This window comes from Clostridium intestinale DSM 6191, from assembly GCF_900130055.1.
In the GTDB taxonomy this organism is placed as follows: domain Bacteria; phylum Bacillota; class Clostridia; order Clostridiales; family Clostridiaceae; genus Clostridium_T; species Clostridium_T intestinale.
Map to the genome: position 1 here is coordinate 1 of NZ_FQXU01000018.1, position 21,498 is coordinate 21,498.

Sequence of the window (21,498 nt, forward strand, 5' to 3'; positions counted from 1 at the left end):
CTTGGTTATAATTTAATATTATAACTATTGGTGGGCACAACAGGGATCGAACCTGTGACCCCCTGCTTGTAAGGCAGGTGCTCTCCCAGCTGAGCTATGCGCCCTTATTTTTTAAAAAATGGTGGAGGAGGACGGATTCGAACCATCGAAACGAAACGTAACAGATTTACAGTCTGCCCCCTTTGGCCACTCGGGAACTCCTCCATGTTTTGTGGAGCTGGCAATAGGAATCGAACCTACAACCTGCTGATTACAAGTCAGCTGCTCTACCGTTGAGCCATGCCAGCGGATTTATCTTGATTCTTTACAGAACCGACAATGATTAGTATAAGGGGATAAGTAATAAGTTTCAACTCTTAAAATACCTCATTTACAGATATTATTACACTTAAACTCCTATTTTCTATATTTTTCTCCTTATTAGTCTATTATTTGATTTTTTCAAACTTTCTTTTAAACCTATACACTAATATGATTTTCTATTTTTTCTATATCTATATAAGGACTGAGAATTTTTTTAACTTCTTCATAATCACTCGCTTTTAATCTATTTTTTAATATTTTAACTATATCTTTAGCTCCATCCACTTCATCTCCATTATCTAATATATCTTTGATTTGTGCATAATCAAAATTAGATAATTTACTTGCATAATAAAGCAATTTCGCTTTATTAGATACAGAAATTTTCTTCTCTATTGTATTTTTATCCACCTTAAAAATCATACTTGCAGTCAAAGCCTCTTCTTCTTTTTTATCAGGTTTATTATAATTATTTTTAGAATTATCTATATATGAATCTTCATACTCATTACCTTCAACTTTAATTAATGGGTCACTATTTTCAGCTTTACCTTTGTCGTCTGCTTTGTTTTCCTTTTCCAATTTATCATTTTTTACACTAGTATTATTTTCATTATTTGCTTTATCTACAACTTGTTTCTTAGATGTATTATTTTTAACTTGTACGCTTTGTTCCGTTGTTTTTTTAGGATTACTTGGATATAAGATAAAGACTACACTTATAATTGTTGCTAATATAACTAATATCGTTAAAATTTTTTTATTCATTTTATCACCTCTCTACTATTAACCTTTATTGCCATTATTTATCATTTTTATACTTTTGATATTATAATTTTTTATTATATATAATAACGTTCTTTTTGCTTGCATATATAATAAAGTACCGTTTATACATCAAGTAGAAAGGATGGTTTTTTTGAATAAAGTTAAAGTAAATTATAAAGAAAATATGGCCTATTACGAAATAGCTTACTTCTTGAGAGACTATATAAAAGACAATACTGTAATAGTCTGTATAGGAACTGATAAATGTATAGGAGATTCTCTTGGACCACTAGTAGGTACATTACTAAAAGAAACTCTAATACCCTTACCAATTTACGGAACTTTATCTTCACCTATCCACGCATTAAATATAGATAAAAAATTAGTTGAGATTAATAAAAATCATCCTAATTCTTTAATAATAGGCATAGATGCTTGTCTAGGAGATATTAATTCAATAGGTGAAATTCATGTTAGAGATTATGCTATACATCCTGGAAAGGGTGTTGGAAAAACTCTTCCTGATGTAGGTAATGCCTCAATTATAGGAATTGTTGATTCAAGTAGCGCTACCGAAATTTTTTCTAATAGAACTATACGCCTTTCTTTAATAATGGATATGAGTAAATCTATTGTTAAAGGAATAGTTCACTCTTACTATTTGAGTGATATAAAAAAACTTTCTATATAAAAATAAAATGCTACTAAAAATATAGAATTTTTAGCAGCATTTTATTTTTATAAATACTCTATTTATCTGAGATTAAAAACTCACCATGTCCTTTTTCTAAAGACGTTAATGCTTTTCCAGATCCTAAAACAACACAATCTACTGAATTATCAGCTACATTAACTTTTACTCCAGTTTCTATCTCAATTAATTTATCGAATCCATAAAGCAAGGCCCCTCCACCAGTCATTAATATTCCTTTATCTATTATATCTGCCGCTAACTCAGGTGGGGTTTTTTCTAATACATCTCGAATTTTATCTATTATTAATCTTACTGGTTCTTCTAATGCCTTTGTAAGTTCTTCAGTAGTTACTTCTATATTATCTGGCAATCCAGTAATTAAATTTCTTCCTTTTACTATAGCCGTAACATTTCTTGAGCCTCTTAGTGCTGATCCAGCAGTTATCTTAAGCTCTTCTGCTGATTTTTCTCCAATCATAAGCTTGTATTTACTTCTTATAAATCTGATAATAGATTCATCAAACTTATCTCCAGCAACCTTAATTGACGCTCTTACAACTACACCATTTAGAGATATAATTGCTATATCAGTGGTTCCTCCACCAATATCGATAACCATTGTTCCATTTGGTTTTGAAATATCTAATCCAGCTCCTATTGCAGCTGCAAGTGGTTCTTCTATTAAAAATACTGACTTAGCTCCTGAATTTTTAGCAGCATCTACTACTGCTCTTTTTTCAACTTCAGTTGATTGTGATGGTACACATACCATAACTTTTGGGGCGGAAATTTTTCTTTTGCCGCAGCTTTTTTGAATAAAATGTTTTAACATTTTTTCAGTAATATCGTAATCAGATATTACGCCATCTCTTAATGGACGTACTGCAACGATATTCCCTGGGGTACGGCCAATCATTTTTCTTGCTTCTTCTCCTACAGCTAGTACCTTATTTGAATTTTTATCTACCGCTACTACTGAAGGTTCTTTTAAAATAATTCCTTTTCCTGCCATATAAACTAACACAGTAGCTGTACCTAAATCTATGGCTAAGTCGTTTCCCATCTTCCAAAACCACATTTTATATTCACTCCTATAATGATAAAATTCGAAAATATTTAAAGTTTTTCAACAATATTCTCCTTTTTATATTATAATATGGAATAATGAATCTATTCAATAGCCTTGTACTTTAATTTTGTAGCTTTTCCACCTCTAATATGCCTTTCAGCTTTATTTAAATCTAAAATATATTTTGCTTCCTGTGCTATAGATGGGTTAATTTTAGGTAATCTTTCAGTCATATCTTTATGAATAGTACTTTTGCTAACACCAAAAACCTTTGCAGTTTTTCTAATTGTAGCTTTCGAATCTATTATATACTGAGCAACCTCTAGTACCCTTTCTTCAATATAGTCTTTCAAAGCTGGATCCTCCTCATTTAGTTATATTAGTTAATATTTATTTAATGTTTTTAGAAATCAGCCATTTTATAAAATGACTGATTTCAATTATATAAATCAATTATTGTGTCTTAAGTGTAAAATATTTTAATGGATCAACTTGTTCACCCTTTGAATCTACCATTTGGAATTTCAAATGTTCTCCAACATCTTTATTAGTAAATTTCTTAGCTGTATTTCCAACTTTACCGATAACAGCTCCTTGAGTAACTTTTTGATCCTTTTTAACTTTGATATTTGAATCTAAGTTTGCATATTTACTCTTCATACCATTAGTATGTTTTATAACAACATACCATCCACTTAAATCACCATCTTCTTCTCCAACTTCTTCAACAATTCCTTCAGCTACAGCTACAACATCAGTTCCAACTTTTGCTGAAATATCGATTCCTTTTATACTTTCATAATTATTGGTATCAACTTTTACCATCTCAATACCATATGAAAACTTTCTTAATAATGTACCATCTAAAGGTTTATTAAATTTAACAGTATTTGTATTTGAAACGGTGGTTGATTTTTGTGTTGTGTTTTGAGAAGTTTTATTAGCATCTTTATTGTTGTCTGATTTTTCTTCATTTGACTTATCATTAGTATTTTTAACCTGATCAGCGTTATCAATTACATTGTTTCCACTAGAATCATTTATATTAATTGGTAAGTCATCCGAACTATCCGCTACAGGTGGAGTTAAATCCGCTTTAGCTTTTCTTACTGAAATCGCTGCTGCACTAGCTACCACACATAGGCACAAAAATAAAATTACGTAAAAACTCTCCTTTCTAAGTAAGTTTTTTAATTTTTCAAATCTGTTCTTTTTATCCATTAGTTATGAACACCTCCATTTGGTAGTCTGTCCTTTATAAACTAAAAAAATACAATTTTTCCATTACTTTTTTCTATTTTATTTCGACATTTTTTACATAAAAAAAAGTTATATATGAATTAAAAATCTAACTCGTATATAACTTCTAAAATATTTTAATTTAGGTTAATTTCCTTTATATCTTTTATTTCTACCCCTTTATAATAATGCTTAAGTATCTCTTCACTTTTAGTACCAGCTTTAGCCATTACATTTGCTCCTCTTTGACTCATCCCTACCCCATGACCATAACCAATACACTCGATATTTACCTTTCCGTTAGCTACCTTAATGGTAAAATTAGCTGACTTTAGGTTTAATAATATCCTAAATTCAGTTCCTTTTATCTTAACTCCTCCTAATTTAACTTCCGCAACAGATCCACCAGGATTTTTACTTAATATACTTACTGAACCATTTAGATTAGAAGCACTTAACTTCGCTTCTTTATATTTATTGTTAACCAACTTAATAAACTCTTCTACAGTTAATTCTTTATTTGATTTATAACTTTTTGAATCTTCTTCTCCAGGAGAATCTACAGATTTTAAATAAGGTACATCTGATGCAAATACGGAAGCTGAATCTTCTGTCTTACCCCAGCTTGTTGAAAAAAACTGTGGATATAAAACTAGCTTACCTTCATAACTTAATACTTTTCCTTTAGTTTCTTGTACCGCCTGTTGAAACTTCTTCCAATAATTTTCTTCCTCTTCCTGAGATTTATCCCACATTCCCATTCTTTTCTCTTTACTAATATATACCTGGCAATGAACCGTATCGCATATATCAGCTCCATTAGCCTGCTCACAAGGAGTTACTATTCTTTTTAATGCATAAGTTCTTGCAGCAATAGCTTGTGCCTTTAAAGCCTCTATTTCAAATTCTGCTGGCATTTCTGCAGCTATTACTCCCACTATATACTCTTCTAAATCCATCTCTTCATTTGAATTACTTTCAACATGATGAACTTTTATTTTTGAAAAGTCTTTATCATTAGTATTATTATTTATGTTTGTATTTTCATCATCTTTAATTGTAGTATCATCTTTATTCTTAGGAGTAGCAATTTCTCCATTTAGTACTATTATAGGAATTAATATCAAACATAATATAGAGGAAAAATATAATGCAACTTTTCTCATAATACCTGCATCAAAATTATATCTTTTCATAGCTATCACCTCATAATTAATTTACATAACTATATATACTCAGAAATATGAAAGCTATGACAAATAATAAAAAAATCAGCATAAGCTGATTTTTTTATTCATATATTCTCTCTATATCTGCACCTAACATTTTTAATTTTTCTTCAATATTAACATACCCTCTATCTATATGATATACTTCGCTTATTTCTGTTTCTCCTTCTGCTACTAATCCTGCTAATATCATTGCTGCTCCTGCTCTTAAATCTGTTGCTTTAACTCCTGCACCTGTTAATCTATCAACGCCTTCTATAATTGCTGTTCTACCATCAATTTTTATATTTGCTCCCATTCTTAGTAGTTCTTGGACATGCATAAATCTATTTTCAAAAACTGTTTCTGATATAATACTTGAACCTTTTGTGAGACTTAAAAGAGCCATCATCTGAGCTTGCATATCAGTAGGAAAACCTGGATATGGCAGAGTTTTTATATCTACTGGTCTTAATTCTCCTCTTCCATCAACTCTCATTTTCCCATTTACAAGTTCCATTATTACTCCACATTCTTTAAGTTTTTCAATAGTAGGTCTTAAATGCTCTTCATTAACTCCATTTATAGTTATTTCACTTTTAGTTATAGCTGCAGCAACCATAAACGTTCCTGCCTCTATCCTGTCAAATATAGGCTTATATACTACTGGTTTTAGAGAATTAACTCCTTCAATAGTTATTTTTCCCTGTCCAGCTCCATAAACCTTTGCTCCCATAGAATTTAAGAAATTTGCTAAATCCCATATTTCTGGTTCCTCAGCAGCATTTTCTATTATAGTGGTACCTTTAGCAAAAACCGCTGCCATCATTATATTTTCTGTTGCTCCTACAGAAGGAAAGTCTAAGTAAATTCGATTCCCTATAAGTTCTTTTGCCTTAGCTTCTACATATCCATGTCCTATGGATATTTCTGCGCCCAAAGCTTTTAATCCTTTTAAGTGAAGATCTATAGGTCTTGTTCCTATATTACATCCACCTGGATGCGATAACTTACAATAACCAAACTTAGTTATCATAGGTCCCATTATTAAAAATGATGCCCTCATTTTTTTTATTAGTTCACTATTTGCATTATTAGGAATTAAATTTTTTGTATTAATTTTTAATTCTCTTGTTATTTTATTTATTTCTACTTCAGCATTTAATTCTTTTAATACATTACATATAACATATACATCCTCTAAGAGTGGTGCCTCTTTTATTGTAATTTCATCTCCACATAAAATACATGCTACTATTATTGGGAGCACAGAATTTTTTGCAGAACTAATATTAACTTCACCAGCTAAAGTATTTCCACCTTTTACTCTGATTTTTTCCATGTTATCCTCCATAAACTATTGTTAATATGTTGAAACTATTAATGGTTCGCCAATAACCATATAAGAGTTTTTTTCATATGTGCAAATAGCGAAGTTTATAGTACTATTAGCCAATTCTGCCTTCCCAGTATATCCATTATTAATTTTTAAAGATGTATAGCTCTTTATTCCTACTGCTTTCAGCTCCTTGTCTAATACTTCTTCTAAATCTCCTTGTATATCTATTCTTCCCTTAAGTTCTTTAAAATATCTCACATCATATGATACTTCCTCTAGGAGATGATTTATATTTTTTTTAACCTCTTCTAGATTTTCCTTTTTATTCTTTGTTGAATATATAATTCTAAAAGAATTTTCTTCATCATTATATACATCTACTTGAATATCATCTAATTCATTTAATATTTTATAAGAGAAAGAAGTAGTATTTTCTTCTAAAGATTTTTCTCCGTAAAATTCACTATTCATTTTGTTTTTTATTAAATCTTTAAAATCCTGGTTATTTAAATAACTTTTACCTTCAACTATTAAAGTTCTCTCAACATCCTTATAGTTCTCTAAAAACTTTCCTTCTAAACTTTGAAAACCTTGGCATTTTAAATTGTACAAATTTAAAAAAGTTAAGAGAGAAAAAAGGAAAAGTACAACCATTGCAAATTTTTTGTACTTCATTATACCCCCTACCTTTCCTCTTAATTATTGTCAAGGCAAAAAGCTTTTATTCACTTAGATATATTATTATTATATTAATTTTTTATTTTTTTGTGAATATTTTCCATATTGTAAGCATAAAATAAAACCCTAACACTGCTAGGGTTTTATTTATTACAAATTATTTTTAATATCTATTCTAACTAGAGCTCTACTTAATGCTAGTTTAGCTCTTTTTTCATCAAATTTACTTGAATCTTTTATTCTATTTTCTGCTCTCATTTTGGCGTCCTCAGCTCTAGCAATATCTATTTCCTCTGGCCATTCACCTGATTCACAACAAAAAGTAAGCATACCATCATTAAAAGTTACAACTCCACTTGATGTAAATAGTACTTTTTTATTTTCTGCTTCATCTACAAACTCAGTTTTATTTGGAACAGTTATAACTGTTATAGGTGTATGATTAGCGTATATCTCTATATTTCCATCATTAGTTGGAATTACAGCTTTACTTACCTCACCTTCAAATAATTCTCTATCGGGAGTTATAATTTTTAAAGTATATTTTTTAGACATAATATTCTCCCTTCATAAAACTACTATGAATTAGCAATCTTCTTACCTTTCTCTACAGCTTCTTCTATAGATCCAACAAAAAGGAATGCTGATTCTGGAATATCATCATGTTTTCCTTCAAGAATTTCTTTAAAACCTCTAACAGTTTCAGCTACAGGTACATACTTACCTTGGAATCCTGTAAATTGTTCAGCTACAGTGAAAGGTTGAGATAAGAATCTTTGTATTTTTCTTGCTCTAGAAACTATTTGTTTATCTTCTTCTGAAAGTTCATCTATCCCTAAGATAGCTATTATATCTTGTAATTCTTTATATCTTTCAAGAATATGCTTAACCTTAGAAGCTACTTCATAATGCTCTTCACCAACTATTCTTGGGTCAAGTATTCTAGAACTTGACTCTAATGGGTTAACAGCTGGATAAATACCAAGTTCTGATATTTCTCTTGATAAAACTGTTGTTGCATCTAAGTGAGCAAATGTTGTCGCTGGAGCTGGATCCGTTAAATCATCCGCTGGAACATATACTGCTTGAACTGATGTTATAGAACCATTAGTTGTTGATGTGATTCTTTCTTGAAGAGCACCCATTTCTGTTGCTAATGTAGGTTGATATCCAACAGCTGATGGAATTCTTCCAAGTAAAGCTGATACTTCTGAACCAGCTTGAGTAAATCTAAATATATTATCTATAAACAATAATACATCTTGACCTTTATCTCTAAAATATTCTGCCATTGTAAGTCCTGTTAATGCTACTCTCATTCTAGCACCAGGTGGTTCATTCATTTGACCGAATACTAAAGCAGTCTTATTTATAACTCCTGAATCCATCATTTCATGATAAAGATCATTTCCTTCTCTTGATCTTTCTCCAACACCAGTAAACACTGAAAGTCCACCGTGTTGTTTAGCTATGTTGTTTATAAGTTCTTGTATAAGAACTGTTTTACCAACTCCAGCTCCTCCAAATAGACCTATTTTTCCACCTCTTTGGTATGGAGCAATTAAGTCTATTACCTTAATACCAGTTTCAAACATCTCTGGTTCAACAGATTGTTCTTGAAATGTTGGAGCAGGTCTATGAATTGGGTAGTACTTTTCAGCCTTTACCTCTTCCTTTTCATCCATAGGGCTACCTAGGACATTAAATAATCTACCTAAAACTTGTTCTCCTACAGGTACTGTTATAGCTTTACCAGTGTCTAAAGCGTCCATACCCCTTTTTAATCCTTCAGTAGCTTCCATCGCTATAGCTCTAACTATATCATCACCTATATGTTGTTCAACTTCAGCTACAACTTTATGTTCTCCCATACAAATTTCAATTGCATTATATATGTTTGGAAGAGCATCTGTATCAAATTTTATATCAATAACTGGTCCAATTACTTGAACTACTTTTCCGATAGTACCAGGCATTAGTATACCTCCTCACTATTTTTGAGCCTCAGCTCCACCAACTATTTCAGAAATTTCTTGAGTTATAGCGGTTTGTCTGATTCTATTATATTTAGTATTTAATGCATCTAATAAATCACTTGCATTATTAGTTGCTCCATCCATTGCAGTCATTCTAGCACTTTGCTCACTTGCCTTAGAATTAAGCATGCAATTTAATATATATGATTTCAAATAAATATCCAAAGTTCCTTCAACAACTTCTTCAATATTAGGTTCTGCTATAATGTTAGCTTTTTTACCTTCTATTTTATCCATTGGAAGTAGTTTAGCTTTTTTCATATTCTGTTTAACAGGGGAAATGAATTCAGCATATATTACATTTATTTCTGAAATACTTCCTTCTTTATAAAGTCTAATTGCATGTTCATAAATTATCTTAGCTTCCTTAACCGTTGGTACGTCTGGTATATCAACATATTCTGCTAATGTACTTTGATTATACCTCTTAAGATAAGATAATCCTTTTTGCCCTACAACCATAACCTCAGCATTTTCTGCATTTACACTTTGAGTCATAAAATAGTTTACTATATTTCCGTTAAACCCTCCACATAATCCTGTATCAGATGCAATTAAAATATATAATGCAGGTCCCTGATTGTTAGCTTTAAAATAAATACTATTGTCATCTTCCTCTATAGAACTTATTAAACTTTCTGTTAAATCTTTTAAAGAATTAAAGTATTTATCATTAAAAGAAAGTTGTTTTCTTGTTTTTCTAAGTTTTGAAGTGGCAACAAGTCCCATGGCTTTTGTAATTTTCTTTGTATTAGTTATAGACTTAATTCTTCTTTTTATCTGGATAAGTCCCGCTCCTGCCATATATCCACCTCCTAAAAGATGGCATAGCTTTTGCTATGCACCTTATTTTATTAGGTTTTAATTCCTTCACTTATATCTAGGTATCAATTCCCTACACCTTATTATATTAGGCTTTAAATTCCTTACACCTTATTGTATAGGTTAAAATTTGCTGTTACGCATTTTGTAGAAACATCTTCTTAAATTCAAATATAGCTGATTCTAAACCAGTCTTAATTTCATCACTTAATACTTTTTGCTCTACTATAGCTTTTCCTATTTCTCTATGGTGCGTATCCATAAATTCTAAAAACTCTGCTTCAAATTTCTTAATATCAGAAACTTTGATATCTGATAAGAAGTCATTAACTGCAGAATAAAGAATCATTATCTGCTTTTCAACATCCATAGGTTTATATTGAGCTTGTTTTAATATCTCTACTAATCTCTTACCTTTTTCTAATCTCATTTTAGCATCTTTATCTAAATCAGATCCAAATTGAGCAAAAGCTGCAAGTTCTCTGTATTGAGCTAGCTCTATTCTTAATGTTCCTGAAGCTTGCTTCATAGCTTTTATCTGAGCGTTACCACCAACTCTTGATACAGAAATACCTGCGTTAACAGCTGGTCTTTGACCTGCATAAAACAATTCTGACTCAAGGAATATCTGTCCATCAGTTATGGATATTACGTTTGTTGGTATATAAGCAGTAACGTCTCCTGCTAATGTTTCAATTATAGGAAGAGCTGTAAGTGATCCTGAACCATTCTTCTCTGAAAGCTTCGCAGCTCTTTCTAGAAGTCTTGAATGTATATAGAATACATCCCCTGGATAAGCTTCTCTTCCTGGTGGTCTCCTAAGTAATAATGACATTGTTCTATAAGCAACCGCATGTTTAGACAAATCATCATATATTATAAGAACATCTTTTCCTTTATTCATGAAGTATTCCCCCATAGAACATCCTGCATAAGGAGCAAGATATTGAAGAGGAGCACTATCAGAAGCTGTTGAAGTTACTACGATTGTGTAATCCATAGACCCCATTTCAGTAAGTGTGTTAACTATATGTGCAACTGTAGATTGTTTTTGACCAATAGCTACATATATACATATAACATCTTTGCCTCTTTGATTTATAATAGCATCTAAAGCTAATGCTGTTTTTCCAGTCTGTCTGTCTCCAATTATTAGCTCTCTTTGACCTTTACCTATAGGAATCATTGTATCTATAGCTTTTATTCCAGTTTGTAGAGGTTCATTAACTGAACTTCTATCAATTATGCTTGGCGCTGGAACTTCTATTGGTCTAAAACCATCATTTTTAATAGGTCCTTTTCCATCTATAGCTACTCCTAAAGAGTTAACAACCCTGCCTACAAGTGCGTCTCCAACTGGTACCTCAACTATTTTTCCGGTTCTCTTTACAATGTCGCCTTCTTTTATTCCTTCTTCTGATCCTAAAAGAACACATCCAACATTGTCTTGTTCTAAGTTTAGTGCCATTCCATATATATTGTTAGGAAATTCTAAAAGCTCTCCTTCCATACAATCGTCAAGGCCATAAACTCTAGAAACACCGTCACCTATTTGAATTATAGTACCAGAATCCACTGTTTTTATTTGTTTTTCATATTTTTGAATTTCATTTTTAATAATTGATGTAATTTCTTCTGGTTTGATATTCATAGACTCACCTCTATTCTCTCTTTAGCATACGAGCTTTCATTTCGTCGAGTTTGGATTTTACTGTTCCATCTATTACATCATTTCCAACTCTAACGTATAACCCACCAATTATGCTTTTATCAATTTCCTCTTGAAGAACCACTTTTTTATCATATTTATTCTGTAAATTTTCTGTTAGCTTATTATGCTGTTCTTCTGTAAGGGGAATAACACTTTTAACTTTAGCAATTAAAGTATTATTTCTCTCTAAATGAATTTTTTCCATTTCATTTAGTTTTTCTTTTAAATAAAGGATTCTATCTTTTTCTATAAGTAATAATAGGAAAGATAATAATTCTTCATCAATTTTTCCTTTAAAAATATTTACAAAAGTACTTTTCTTCTTAGATGTACTTATTTGAGGATGTTTTATAACCTCATAGAACTCTGGATTATTGTACACAAGATCGCAGATTTCTCTCAAATCACGTAAATATTCTTCTACCTTACCTTTTTCTTCTCCAACCTGATAAAGAGCTAAAGCATATCTTCTATCCAAATATTCATACATATTAAATACCTACCTTAGCTATAAAGTCATTAATAAGTTTTCTATGTTTTTCCTCATCAATACTTTCTTCTAAAGCTCTTACGGATAGCATTACTGCTAAATCAACAACTTGCTTCTTTAATTCAGCTTCTGCTTTATTTTTTTCTCTTTCAACTTCAACTTTTGCTCTTTCCATTACTACATTTGCTTCTTTATTAGCTTCTTGAAGAATTTCACTGTGAACTTTATCAGCTTTTCTCTTATATTCTTCAGTAATCTTTTTACCTTCTTCTCTTGCTGATTTAAGTATTCTTTCATTTTCAAGCTTAAATATTCTAGCTTTTTCTAAATCTTCATCTGCTCTTATTATCTTATCTTCAATTTCATTTTGTCTATCTTCTATAACATCTTTTACTTTATTAAAGAAGTAGTGCTTTAAAATTGCTAACAAAATAATAAAATTTATTATAGTTCCTACAATCAACGATACGTTTATTTCCATCTCGAAGCCCATGCCTCCCTTCTGGAGTCAATAATTAATTTATAATTCCATTTATTTGTTTATTATTTTATACCTACAAAAATTAATAAGATTGATATTAATAGTCCATATATAGCTGTTGCTTCAGCAAAACCACAACCTATTAATAAAGTAGTAGTTATTTTTCCGCTTTGTTCTGGTTGTCTAGAAATACCTTCCACAGCCTTACCTGTTGCATTTCCTATACCTATACCAGCTCCAATTCCTACTAATACAGCGATACCTGCCCCTAATGCTCTCATTGCAATTTCCATTTTTGTTCCTCCTTAAAATTTAGATATTAATGTTCTGCTACTATTTTTATGTTAATCATGGTCAACATAACAAAAATGACCATTTGTATAACACCATCGAATATATCGAAATATGCATGTAAAAATATTGGTATTCCTATTTGTGCAAAGAAAGAAAGACTTCCTAAAGCTTGATATACCAATTCTATAAGTACTGTTGCTGCCATTATATTACCAAAAAGTCTCAATGAAAGAGATACAGGTAACATTATTCTTTCCATTATATTTAATGGAAGCATAGCCGCAAATGGCTGACCTAGTCCTAAAAAGTAATGTTTGATCCCTATAGTTTTAATTGCATATGCTTGAACAACCACAAAAGTCATTAAAGCTAATCCTAATGTAACACTATAGTTTTCAGTAGGTGGTGCCACACCTATTAATCCGGTTAAATTTAGCAATAGAATAAAAATCGCTAGTGTGCCTATGTATGGAATAAATCCTACATATTTTTCGCCCATATTTTGAACAACAACACCTTTTATAGCATTATAAAGGACTTCCACAACTGTTTGCTTTTTATTTGGTCTTTTTTTCATACCTTTAGTTGCCCAAAAAGCTAATAAAATAATTATTAACATTATTATCCACTGTATTACAAGTTCTTTAGTAATATCTATTGTAAAATTCCCAACCATAAAAGAATACAATGGTTTTGATTCTTCCATAAGCATAATCACTTCCTTTCTTTAATAAAAATCCAATAAAAAATTAAACATATATGATGAGATATAAATCCACCTAAATATGCTAAAAACATAATTAAGTCATTTGTGAAAGGAATTGCTACTAATATTATTAGTAATATTCTTAACATATATCCTATATTTATGAGAATTGGTTTCTTCAAAAAGTACTTTCCCATAATAATTCCACTAGACATGAAATTTATTAAACCTAAAATTGCACCTATAAAATATGCAAATGCAATTTTTATACCTAATAACGATAATACTGCTACTGTTATACCCATTATTATTATAATCGTAAACCTAAAATTCTTAACTAGTAGTTCTTTTAAGGATTTATCCATAAGTTTGACTCCTTTTTGTAATGCCTGTGATTATTATATACTGTTAGTTTTTATTAACAAAACATTATATCAGACTAAAATACATCTTATTTCGTCAAATTGCCTTAATAGCTTAAAATACTAAGCTTTATGTCGGGATATCTTACTAATTTTTCTCTTATCTATAATAATAAATAATTCTTGCATCTCAATTCATTATTAAGAATTTTCTGATTATTTTATTTTTATGCAACATCTAGTTTGACAACATTTTCAATTAATATTTTTTTGCTATTTTTTTATGGAAATTACTAATTTCTTGATATATTTTGAATTTAATTAAACTTGCCTCATCAAACATTTTCTTTTTTAAATCCACAATTGAATAATGCCATTCACTTTTATTCACAAAATATTTATCAGTAATTACTTTTAATTTATATATTGAAGCTATCTTTTTATAATTATAGGAGCAAAGAAGGCAGCTAGACCCTTTATACCCTTATTCCATCTTACTTTTTAGGTTAATCAATCCCCTATTTAATAACCTATGTTACTTCACTAAGGAATAAAAAAATACCTATCAAACAAAGATTAAAATCATTGTTTGATAGGTATCTTATATAACTAACTATACTCTTTCAACTATTAAAGCTGTTCCAAGTCCACCACCTATGCATAAAGTAGCTAGACCTTTTTTAGCATCTCTTTTTTCCATTTCGTGAAGTAATGTAACTAATATTCTTGCTCCTGAAGCTCCAACTGGATGACCTAATGCTATAGCTCCCCCATTAACATTAACTTTGCTCATATCAAATTCTAAATCTTTAGCAACTGCTAAACTTTGAGCTGCAAAAGCTTCATTTGATTCTATTAAATCTAAATCACTAACTGTTAATCCTGTTCCTTCTAATGCTTTTTTAGTAGCATGGAATGGTCCATATCCCATTATTGAAGGATCTAATCCTTTTGAACCATAAGAAAGAATTTTTGCTAATGGTTTTATTCCTAATTCCTTAGCTTTATCTGCACTCATAACAATTATTGCTGCTGCTCCATCATTAATTCCTGATGCATTACCAGCTGTCACTATTCCATCTTTCTTAAATGCAGGTCTAAGTTTTCCTAATGATTCTTTAGTAGTTCCGAATCTTGGAAACTCGTCAGTATCAAATACTTTTGGTTCTCCTTTTCTTTGTGGAATAACTACTGGAACTATTTCATCTTTAAATCTTCCTGATTTTATAGCTTCTTCTGCTTTTTGTTGAGAAGCTGCTGAGAAAGCATCTAATTCGTCTCTAGTAAGTCCCCATTGCTCTCCTATATTTTCAGCTGTAACTCCCATGTGGTAGTCATTGAATGCATCCCATAGAGCATCATTTATCATAGAGTCAACCATTTTTCCATCGCCCATTCTTTGACCCCATCTTGATGATTTTAATAAATATGGAGCTTGTGACATATTTTCCATACCACCAGCAACTACTACATCTGCATCTCCAGCTTTAATCATTTGAGCTGCTAGAGCAACTGCTCTTAATCCTGATCCACATACTTTATTTATTGTCATAGCTGGTACTTCTAATGGTAATCCTGCCTTTACAGCTGATTGTCTTGCAACATTTTGACCTAATCCAGCTTGAATAACATTTCCTAATACAACTTCATCAACATTTTCAGGGTTTATTCCTGCTCTTTTAACTGCTTCTTTTACTACAATTGCACCTAAATCTGCTGCTGATACGTCCTTTAAGCTTCCTCCAAAGGTTCCTAATGCAGTTCTAACTGCACTTACAATAACAACTTCTCTCATTTTGATAACCCTCCCACGGATATATTTAAAGATTTTATTTTCATTTATAACTTCTCTTTTATTATAACTTCTATTTTATCTTTAATCAAGATTTTTGATAAAAAAATAACAAACTTTTCTCTTCATTAACTCATTATTCATTTCTATATAAGCAATTTTATATATATTATTTTCCTTATTTATATTATTTTAAATATTTCCTACCATTATATCATAGTTAGTTAGATAATTTTATATCAATATTTCAGCCAAAAATCTGCTTTTCCAGTTATCTGTATTTCCAGTTAACCATAAAACCAGTTAACTGGTTTTATGGTTAACTGGTTAACTGGTTTTCTGATTATTAAACACAATGTAAAAAATTCAACTAATTTTCTTACTTAAAATAAAAAACTCAGACTTATAGCTGAGTTTTTACTTTAATTATTTTTAAATTCTTCTATTTCTTTATCGCTTAATCCAAAATATTTTTCGATAGCATCCACTATTCTTTCAGATGCTTTACCATCCCCATATGGATTAACAGATTTACTCATTTTTTCGTAAGCTTCTTTATCTCTTATTAAATCGTTAGCTTCTTTAATTATAGTCTCTACATCTGTTCCAACAAGCTTTACGGTTCCAGCTTCTACAGCCTCTGGTCTTTCTGTCACATCTCTTAAAACTAATACAGGTTTTCCTAAGTGAGGAGCTTCTTCTTGTAATCCTCCTGAATCAGTCATTACCATAAAGCACTTATTCATAAGATTATGAGTTTCTTTTGTATCCTGAGGGGTAAGTAAGTGAACTCTTTCTTTGTCATTTAGATGTTTATATACCACATCTTTTACGACTGGATTTAGATGCACTAAGTAAACTAATTCTACGTCTTTATTTTCTTCTACTATAGTTTTTAAAGCAGTGCATATATTTTCTATTCCCTCTCCCCAATTTTCTCTTCTATGAGCTGTTATCATTATTACTTTCTTTTTGTTAAAGTCTATGTGATTAAGCTCTTCTGTTTCAAATACATATTCTTCTTTTACTGTATGCTCCATAGCATCTATAACAGTGTTTCCTGTAACATATATATCTTCTTCTTTTACGCCTTCTCTTAAAAGATTGTTTTTAGATCCTACCGTTGGAGCAAAGTGTATATCTGCTAAGGCTCCTGTAAGCTTTCTATTCATCTCTTCTGGAAAAGGAAAATATTTATCAAAGGTTCTTAGTCCAGCTTCTACATGCCCAACCTTTATCTGTTTGTAAAAAGCTGCAAGTGCTCCACCAAATGTTGTAGTAGTATCACCATGAACTAATATCATATCGGGCTTCTCTTCTTCAAAAACTTCTTCTAAACCTTCTAACACTTTGGTAGTTATTCCTGTTAATGTTTGTTTACTCTTCATTATGTTTAAGTCATAGTCTGTCTTAATATCAAAATAATTTAAAACTTGGTCTAGCATTTCTCTATGTTGTGCTGTTACACATACCTTTGAAATTATACCTTCTCTTTTTTCTAATTCTTTTACTAATGGTGCCATTTTTATTGCTTCTGGTCTTGTACCAAATATAGTAAATATTTTTATCTTTTTCATGTTTCCTCCATTAGGATTAATATCCTTTAACCTCATAATTTAACGACTCATCGTTTTCTATCCACTCATCTACATAGAATATTTTAAATTCATCTTTAGAGTTTCTTATTATTATCTTTTCAATTCCAGAATTAATTATTAATCTTTTGCACATGGAACAAGAATTAGCATCTTTTACATATTCCTTTGTTTTTGAGTCTTTTCCTACTAAATATAAAGTTGCACCTATCATATCTCTTCTAGCTGCACTTATTATGGCATTAGCTTCACTATGTACACTTCTACAAAGCTCGTAATGAGTTCCTCTTGGAACATTTAGTTTTTCTCTAACACATGTTCCTATGTCAAGACAATTCTTTCTTCCTCTAGGTGCTCCAGTATAACCCGTAGATATAATCTCATCATTTTTTACAATTATAGATCCATAATTTCTTCTTAAACACGTTCCTCTTTCTAAAACGGTTTCTGCTATATCCAGATAATAATTGTATTTATCTCTCCGCTCCATTATCCCACCTCAAAGAATATTTTGATATAATTATAAAATAAATCTGCCTTAATGTAAATAAAGGTTGGATTAACCAACCTCATTTACTTAAATCTATTTTTACTTTGTGCCAAATAATCTATCTCCAGCATCACCTAGACCTGGAACTATGTAGCCATGTTCGTTTAACTTTTCATCTATTGCTCCAACATATATATCTACATCTGGATGTATTTCTTGTACATATTTGATTCCTTCTGGAGCTGATATTAAACATACAAGTCTAAGGTTTTTAGCTCCTTTTTCTTTAAGTAATGTTAAAGCATCTGCTGCTGATCCACCAGTTGCAAGCATAGGATCTACTACCATTATATCTCTTTCAGCTATATCTTGTGGCAATTTGCAGAAGTATTCTACTGGTTTTAGAGTTTCTTCATCTCTATATAATCCAATGTGTCCAACTTTTGCAGCTGGTATTAATTTTAGCATACCATCAACCATACCAAGACCTGCTCTTAATATAGGAACTATTGCTAATTTCTTACCTGATAAAACTCTGTGTTTAGTTTTACATATAGGTGTCTCTATTTCAACATATTCTGTTTGAAGATCTCTAGTAACTTCATAAGCCATTAACATTGAAACTTCTTCTACAAGCTCTCTAAAGTCTTTAGCCCCTGTATTTTTGTCTCTTATAAGCGCCATCTTGTGGAATATTAATGGGTGGTTTAATTGTGTTAATTTGCTCATTTAAAAATCCTCCTAATATTATCTATAATATTTTTCTTCTATTTTTGTTATTTTGTCTATTCTATTTTGATGTCTATCTCCTTGAAATTCAGAATTTAAGAAGGTATCAACTATATCTATTGCAAGTCCTGGACCAACAACTCTTTCTCCTAATGCTAAAATATTAGCATTATTATGTTCTCTTGTTGCATGTGCACTAAAAGTGTCACTACATAATGCAGCCCTTACTCCTGGAACTTTATTTGCAGCTATACTGATTCCTATACCAGTTCCACATATTAAAATTCCAAAATCGTATTCCTTGCTTACTACAGCTTCTGCTACATTTAAAGCATAATCTGGATAGTCGCAAGATTCCTTAGTAAAGGTTCCATAATCCTTATATTCAATTGATTTACTTTCTAAATAATTGATTATTTCACCTTTTAAATTGTATCCACCATGATCACAGCCAATTGCTATCTTCATCGTTATACACCTCCATATTAAATTTGTGGTAATCTATCCAAAAAAAAGAAGAAAAAGTATCTAAAGAATACCTTCTTCCTCTTTAATTTTTAGCAATAATTTATTTATTAACTTTTCTAATTGAGAATATGTCTTCTCATAAATAGTTAAGTCTCCACCATATGGGTCTATTACATCCCCATTTTCACCTACATATTCACAAAGTGTATAAACTTTTTGAGAACCATAAGTTAGAGCATCTATTAATGCTCTTTTCATTGATGAAGTCATAGTTAGAATTACATGAGCCTCATCTAATTCTATATTAGTTAACTGCACTGCTTTTCTATTTGAGAAATCAACTCCTAGATTTGAAAAAATAAGTTCTTTAGAATTATTAGATGTTTTACTACCAGGAAATACGCTAATTCCAGCAGAATGAGCTATTATATCTTTGTTTTTATTCAAATTATTAAATATAGCTTCAGCTATAGGACTTCTGCAAGTGTTTCCTGTACAAACAAAAAGAATCTTTTTCATCAAAACCTCCATTAAACTTCTAAAATATCGTAAGCAGCAGCTTTTTTTAACCTATTCATTATAGCAATTCCTAAATCTTTTTCTTCATATCCTTCTGCTAGGATTATATCTACACCTCTATCATCAAAACTTCTTAAAGCTTCAAAAAGGTTTTTTGCTATCTCATCCAATTTCTTTCTTGACCCTAAAGAAATTATCTCTACCTGATTAGAATAATAGTTAATGTGTTCATCACAAGTCATTACTCCAACACTTAATTTATTGTCTATATAATTTTGCAACAAATCTTTAATTTTTTCAATAGTTTTTTCTGTATTTCCATTTATTATTTTGATTTTAGCTTTAGGAGCATAGTGTCTGTACTTCATTCCTGGTGCTTTTGGTTTTATATTTTCATTACTTTTTTTCATTATTGCAGGGTCTATATATATTCTTTCATCTATCTCTTTAAGCATTTCCAAAGTAATTCCACCTGGTCTTAAAACACAAGGAGGATCTACACTTAAATCTAATATTGTTGATTCTACACCTACATCACTTCTGTTTCCGCCTAATATGTAATCAATCTTTCCTTCTAAGTCTTCAATACATCTTTCTACATCTGTAGGGCTTGGTCTACCTGAAATATTAGCTGATGGTGCTGCTATTGGTGTACCTGAACTCTCTATTAACTTTAATGCAATCTCATTACTAGGCATTCTTACTCCTATTGTATCTAAATTGGCAGAAGTCACATCAGGTATTATATTCTTTTTCTTAAATATTAAAGTTAATGGTCCTGGCCAAAACCTATCCATAATTTTATTTGCAATACTTGGAATTTCCTTAACTAAACTCTCAAGATTTTTGTTAGCTACATGAATTATAAGAGGGTTATCTTGAGGTCTTCCTTTTGCTTCAAATATCTTTTTTACTGCTAGTGGATTTAACGCGTCTGCTCCCAATCCATAAACTGTTTCTGTAGGAAATGCAACAACTCCGCCCTCTTTAATTACACTTGCTGCTTCTTCTATGCTTTTAATATTTTTGTGTATATCTTTAATTATAGAAATTTTAGTGTCCATATGATTCTCCTTAAATCTCTTTTTGACCTCTAGCTATTTTTATGTTCTCTATAGCATCAAGTGTATATGTAGCTTTAACACAATTTTTAAAAATAATATCTAATAAGTTATACTTTACTAAAGAACCTTTTCTAATAATTAGAAAATAAAACATATTTTCTGGATCTAATTTTTTTATTTTTATGTATTCTTCATTTACCATCGGATACTTTTTTAGAAATCCTTGAGTTATAGGTTTATAACTTTTATTTTTAAATCTTACTGTTGATATTATTATTATTTCCATATCATCTTTTGATTTTTCTGTGTGAACTAACTGTACTTTATCGCACAATATCAGCAGTTCTTTGGAAAATAATCCACACTTATATTTCAATTTATTGTTATGGCAGCTAAACTCAATTTTCTCCCAGTTAACTTTATGTATTAATGCTAGCAATATAAGGGCTTCTATAAAAACCAAATATGCTATAAAAAATGCTTGAGTCATATCTGTTAACAAAACTATAATCGGCAGTAATATAAAAATAAATATCATTAGAATTTTGAATCTTTTAGAGGACTTTTTTTGTTTTTTAATTGCCTTTGATATATTCATAAACTACCTCCTTTAAGATTAACAGTTGATAAAAAAACTCAGC

Annotated in this window: 25 protein-coding genes and 3 tRNA genes; 1 reads left to right on the plus strand and 27 read right to left on the minus strand. The window is 30.4% G+C overall.

Going from position 1 to position 21,498, the window contains the following annotated elements:
• Window positions 1-28: 28 nt before the first annotated feature.
• The 4 genes from BUA92_RS20345 to BUA92_RS20360 all read right to left on the minus strand — a co-directional run bounded on the left by BUA92_RS20345 (window position 29) and on the right by BUA92_RS20360 (window position 1,071).
• Window positions 29-104, minus strand: a tRNA-Val gene (locus tag BUA92_RS20345).
• 15 nt (window positions 105-119) lie between these two features.
• A tRNA-Tyr gene (locus BUA92_RS20350) sits at window positions 120-204 on the minus strand.
• A gap of 8 nt (window positions 205-212) precedes the next feature.
• A tRNA-Thr gene (locus tag BUA92_RS20355) sits at window positions 213-287 on the minus strand.
• Window positions 288-459: 172 nt separating this feature from the next.
• Window positions 460-1,071, minus strand: coding sequence for a hypothetical protein (locus BUA92_RS20360; protein ID WP_073022499.1), 612 nt, complete (start codon window positions 1,069-1,071; stop codon window positions 460-462).
• A gap of 151 nt (window positions 1,072-1,222) precedes the next feature.
• On the opposite strand from BUA92_RS20360, the gene yyaC reads away from it, so the two are divergent.
• The gene (gene yyaC / locus BUA92_RS20365; protein WP_073022500.1) at window positions 1,223-1,762 is read left to right on the plus strand and encodes a spore protease YyaC; all 540 of its coding nucleotides are present in this window, start codon (window positions 1,223-1,225) and stop codon (window positions 1,760-1,762) included.
• Between the two features lie 58 nt (window positions 1,763-1,820).
• On the opposite strand, the gene mreB is transcribed toward yyaC, so the two are convergent.
• The 23 genes from mreB to BUA92_RS20480 form a co-directional block, all read right to left on the minus strand.
• Window positions 1,821-2,843: a rod shape-determining protein MreB gene (mreB, locus tag BUA92_RS20370; protein WP_021800491.1), complete on the minus strand. Its 1,023-nt coding sequence runs from the start codon at window positions 2,841-2,843 to the stop codon at window positions 1,821-1,823.
• A 92-nt stretch (window positions 2,844-2,935) separates the two neighbouring features.
• The gene (gene spoIIID, locus BUA92_RS20375; RefSeq protein ID WP_021800490.1) at window positions 2,936-3,187 is read right to left on the minus strand and encodes a sporulation transcriptional regulator SpoIIID; all 252 of its coding nucleotides are present in this window, start codon (window positions 3,185-3,187) and stop codon (window positions 2,936-2,938) included.
• Between the two features lie 100 nt (window positions 3,188-3,287).
• Window positions 3,288-4,055: a M23 family metallopeptidase gene (locus BUA92_RS20380; protein ID WP_073022501.1), complete on the minus strand. Its 768-nt coding sequence runs from the start codon at window positions 4,053-4,055 to the stop codon at window positions 3,288-3,290.
• 155 nt (window positions 4,056-4,210) lie between these two features.
• Window positions 4,211-5,269, minus strand: coding sequence for a stage II sporulation protein D (spoIID, locus tag BUA92_RS20385; RefSeq protein WP_073022502.1), 1,059 nt, complete (start codon window positions 5,267-5,269; stop codon window positions 4,211-4,213).
• Window positions 5,270-5,363: 94 nt separating this feature from the next.
• Window positions 5,364-6,623: a UDP-N-acetylglucosamine 1-carboxyvinyltransferase gene (gene murA, locus BUA92_RS20390; RefSeq protein ID WP_073022503.1), complete on the minus strand. Its 1,260-nt coding sequence runs from the start codon at window positions 6,621-6,623 to the stop codon at window positions 5,364-5,366.
• A gap of 21 nt (window positions 6,624-6,644) precedes the next feature.
• Window positions 6,645-7,295 carry a hypothetical protein gene (locus tag BUA92_RS20395; protein ID WP_073022504.1) on the minus strand — a complete coding sequence of 217 codons (651 nt, stop codon included), beginning with the start codon at window positions 7,293-7,295 and terminating at the stop codon, window positions 6,645-6,647.
• A 153-nt stretch (window positions 7,296-7,448) separates the two neighbouring features.
• Complete coding sequence (locus BUA92_RS20400) at window positions 7,449-7,853, minus strand: ATP synthase delta/epsilon chain alpha-helix domain-containing protein (RefSeq protein WP_073022505.1); 405 nt, start codon at window positions 7,851-7,853, stop codon at window positions 7,449-7,451.
• Between the two features lie 23 nt (window positions 7,854-7,876).
• Window positions 7,877-9,274, minus strand: coding sequence for a F0F1 ATP synthase subunit beta (atpD, locus tag BUA92_RS20405; protein ID WP_073022506.1), 1,398 nt, complete (start codon window positions 9,272-9,274; stop codon window positions 7,877-7,879).
• Between the two features lie 15 nt (window positions 9,275-9,289).
• On the minus strand, window positions 9,290-10,138 hold the full coding sequence (atpG, locus tag BUA92_RS20410) for an ATP synthase F1 subunit gamma (protein ID WP_073022507.1): 849 nt from the start codon (window positions 10,136-10,138) through the stop codon (window positions 9,290-9,292).
• A gap of 154 nt (window positions 10,139-10,292) precedes the next feature.
• A complete protein-coding gene (gene atpA, locus BUA92_RS20415; protein ID WP_073022508.1) occupies window positions 10,293-11,807 on the minus strand; it encodes a F0F1 ATP synthase subunit alpha in 1,515 nt (504 codons plus the stop codon).
• Window positions 11,808-11,817: 10 nt separating this feature from the next.
• Complete coding sequence (locus tag BUA92_RS20420; protein WP_073022509.1) at window positions 11,818-12,357, minus strand: F0F1 ATP synthase subunit delta; 540 nt, start codon at window positions 12,355-12,357, stop codon at window positions 11,818-11,820.
• A gap of 1 nt (window position 12,358) precedes the next feature.
• Window positions 12,359-12,838, minus strand: coding sequence for a F0F1 ATP synthase subunit B (locus BUA92_RS20425; protein WP_073022510.1), 480 nt, complete (start codon window positions 12,836-12,838; stop codon window positions 12,359-12,361).
• Between the two features lie 62 nt (window positions 12,839-12,900).
• Window positions 12,901-13,131: an ATP synthase F0 subunit C gene (gene atpE / locus BUA92_RS20430; RefSeq protein ID WP_021800480.1), complete on the minus strand. Its 231-nt coding sequence runs from the start codon at window positions 13,129-13,131 to the stop codon at window positions 12,901-12,903.
• Window positions 13,132-13,157: 26 nt separating this feature from the next.
• A complete protein-coding gene (locus tag BUA92_RS20435) occupies window positions 13,158-13,838 on the minus strand; it encodes a F0F1 ATP synthase subunit A (RefSeq protein WP_073022561.1) in 681 nt (226 codons plus the stop codon).
• A gap of 8 nt (window positions 13,839-13,846) precedes the next feature.
• Entirely contained in the window at window positions 13,847-14,203 is a 357-nt protein-coding gene (locus BUA92_RS20440) for a hypothetical protein (RefSeq protein WP_073022511.1), read from the minus strand.
• Window positions 14,204-14,813: 610 nt separating this feature from the next.
• Window positions 14,814-15,995: an acetyl-CoA C-acetyltransferase gene (locus tag BUA92_RS20445; protein ID WP_073022512.1), complete on the minus strand. Its 1,182-nt coding sequence runs from the start codon at window positions 15,993-15,995 to the stop codon at window positions 14,814-14,816.
• 419 nt (window positions 15,996-16,414) lie between these two features.
• A complete protein-coding gene (gene wecB, locus BUA92_RS20450) occupies window positions 16,415-17,569 on the minus strand; it encodes a non-hydrolyzing UDP-N-acetylglucosamine 2-epimerase (RefSeq protein WP_073022562.1) in 1,155 nt (384 codons plus the stop codon).
• 16 nt (window positions 17,570-17,585) lie between these two features.
• On the minus strand, window positions 17,586-18,077 hold the full coding sequence (locus BUA92_RS20455; RefSeq protein ID WP_021800475.1) for a dCMP deaminase family protein: 492 nt from the start codon (window positions 18,075-18,077) through the stop codon (window positions 17,586-17,588).
• Window positions 18,078-18,176: 99 nt separating this feature from the next.
• Window positions 18,177-18,806 carry a uracil phosphoribosyltransferase gene (gene upp / locus BUA92_RS20460; protein ID WP_073022513.1) on the minus strand — a complete coding sequence of 210 codons (630 nt, stop codon included), beginning with the start codon at window positions 18,804-18,806 and terminating at the stop codon, window positions 18,177-18,179.
• An 18-nt stretch (window positions 18,807-18,824) separates the two neighbouring features.
• Entirely contained in the window at window positions 18,825-19,274 is a 450-nt protein-coding gene (gene rpiB, locus BUA92_RS20465; RefSeq protein WP_021800473.1) for a ribose 5-phosphate isomerase B, read from the minus strand.
• 60 nt (window positions 19,275-19,334) lie between these two features.
• Window positions 19,335-19,793, minus strand: a complete 459-nt coding sequence (locus BUA92_RS20470; RefSeq protein WP_073022514.1) for a low molecular weight protein arginine phosphatase — start codon at window positions 19,791-19,793, stop codon at window positions 19,335-19,337.
• Window positions 19,794-19,804: 11 nt separating this feature from the next.
• The gene (locus BUA92_RS20475) at window positions 19,805-20,857 is read right to left on the minus strand and encodes an L-threonylcarbamoyladenylate synthase (RefSeq protein WP_073022515.1); all 1,053 of its coding nucleotides are present in this window, start codon (window positions 20,855-20,857) and stop codon (window positions 19,805-19,807) included.
• Between the two features lie 10 nt (window positions 20,858-20,867).
• The gene (locus tag BUA92_RS20480) at window positions 20,868-21,455 is read right to left on the minus strand and encodes a hypothetical protein (RefSeq protein ID WP_073022516.1); all 588 of its coding nucleotides are present in this window, start codon (window positions 21,453-21,455) and stop codon (window positions 20,868-20,870) included.
• Window positions 21,456-21,498: the final 43 nt, after the last annotated feature.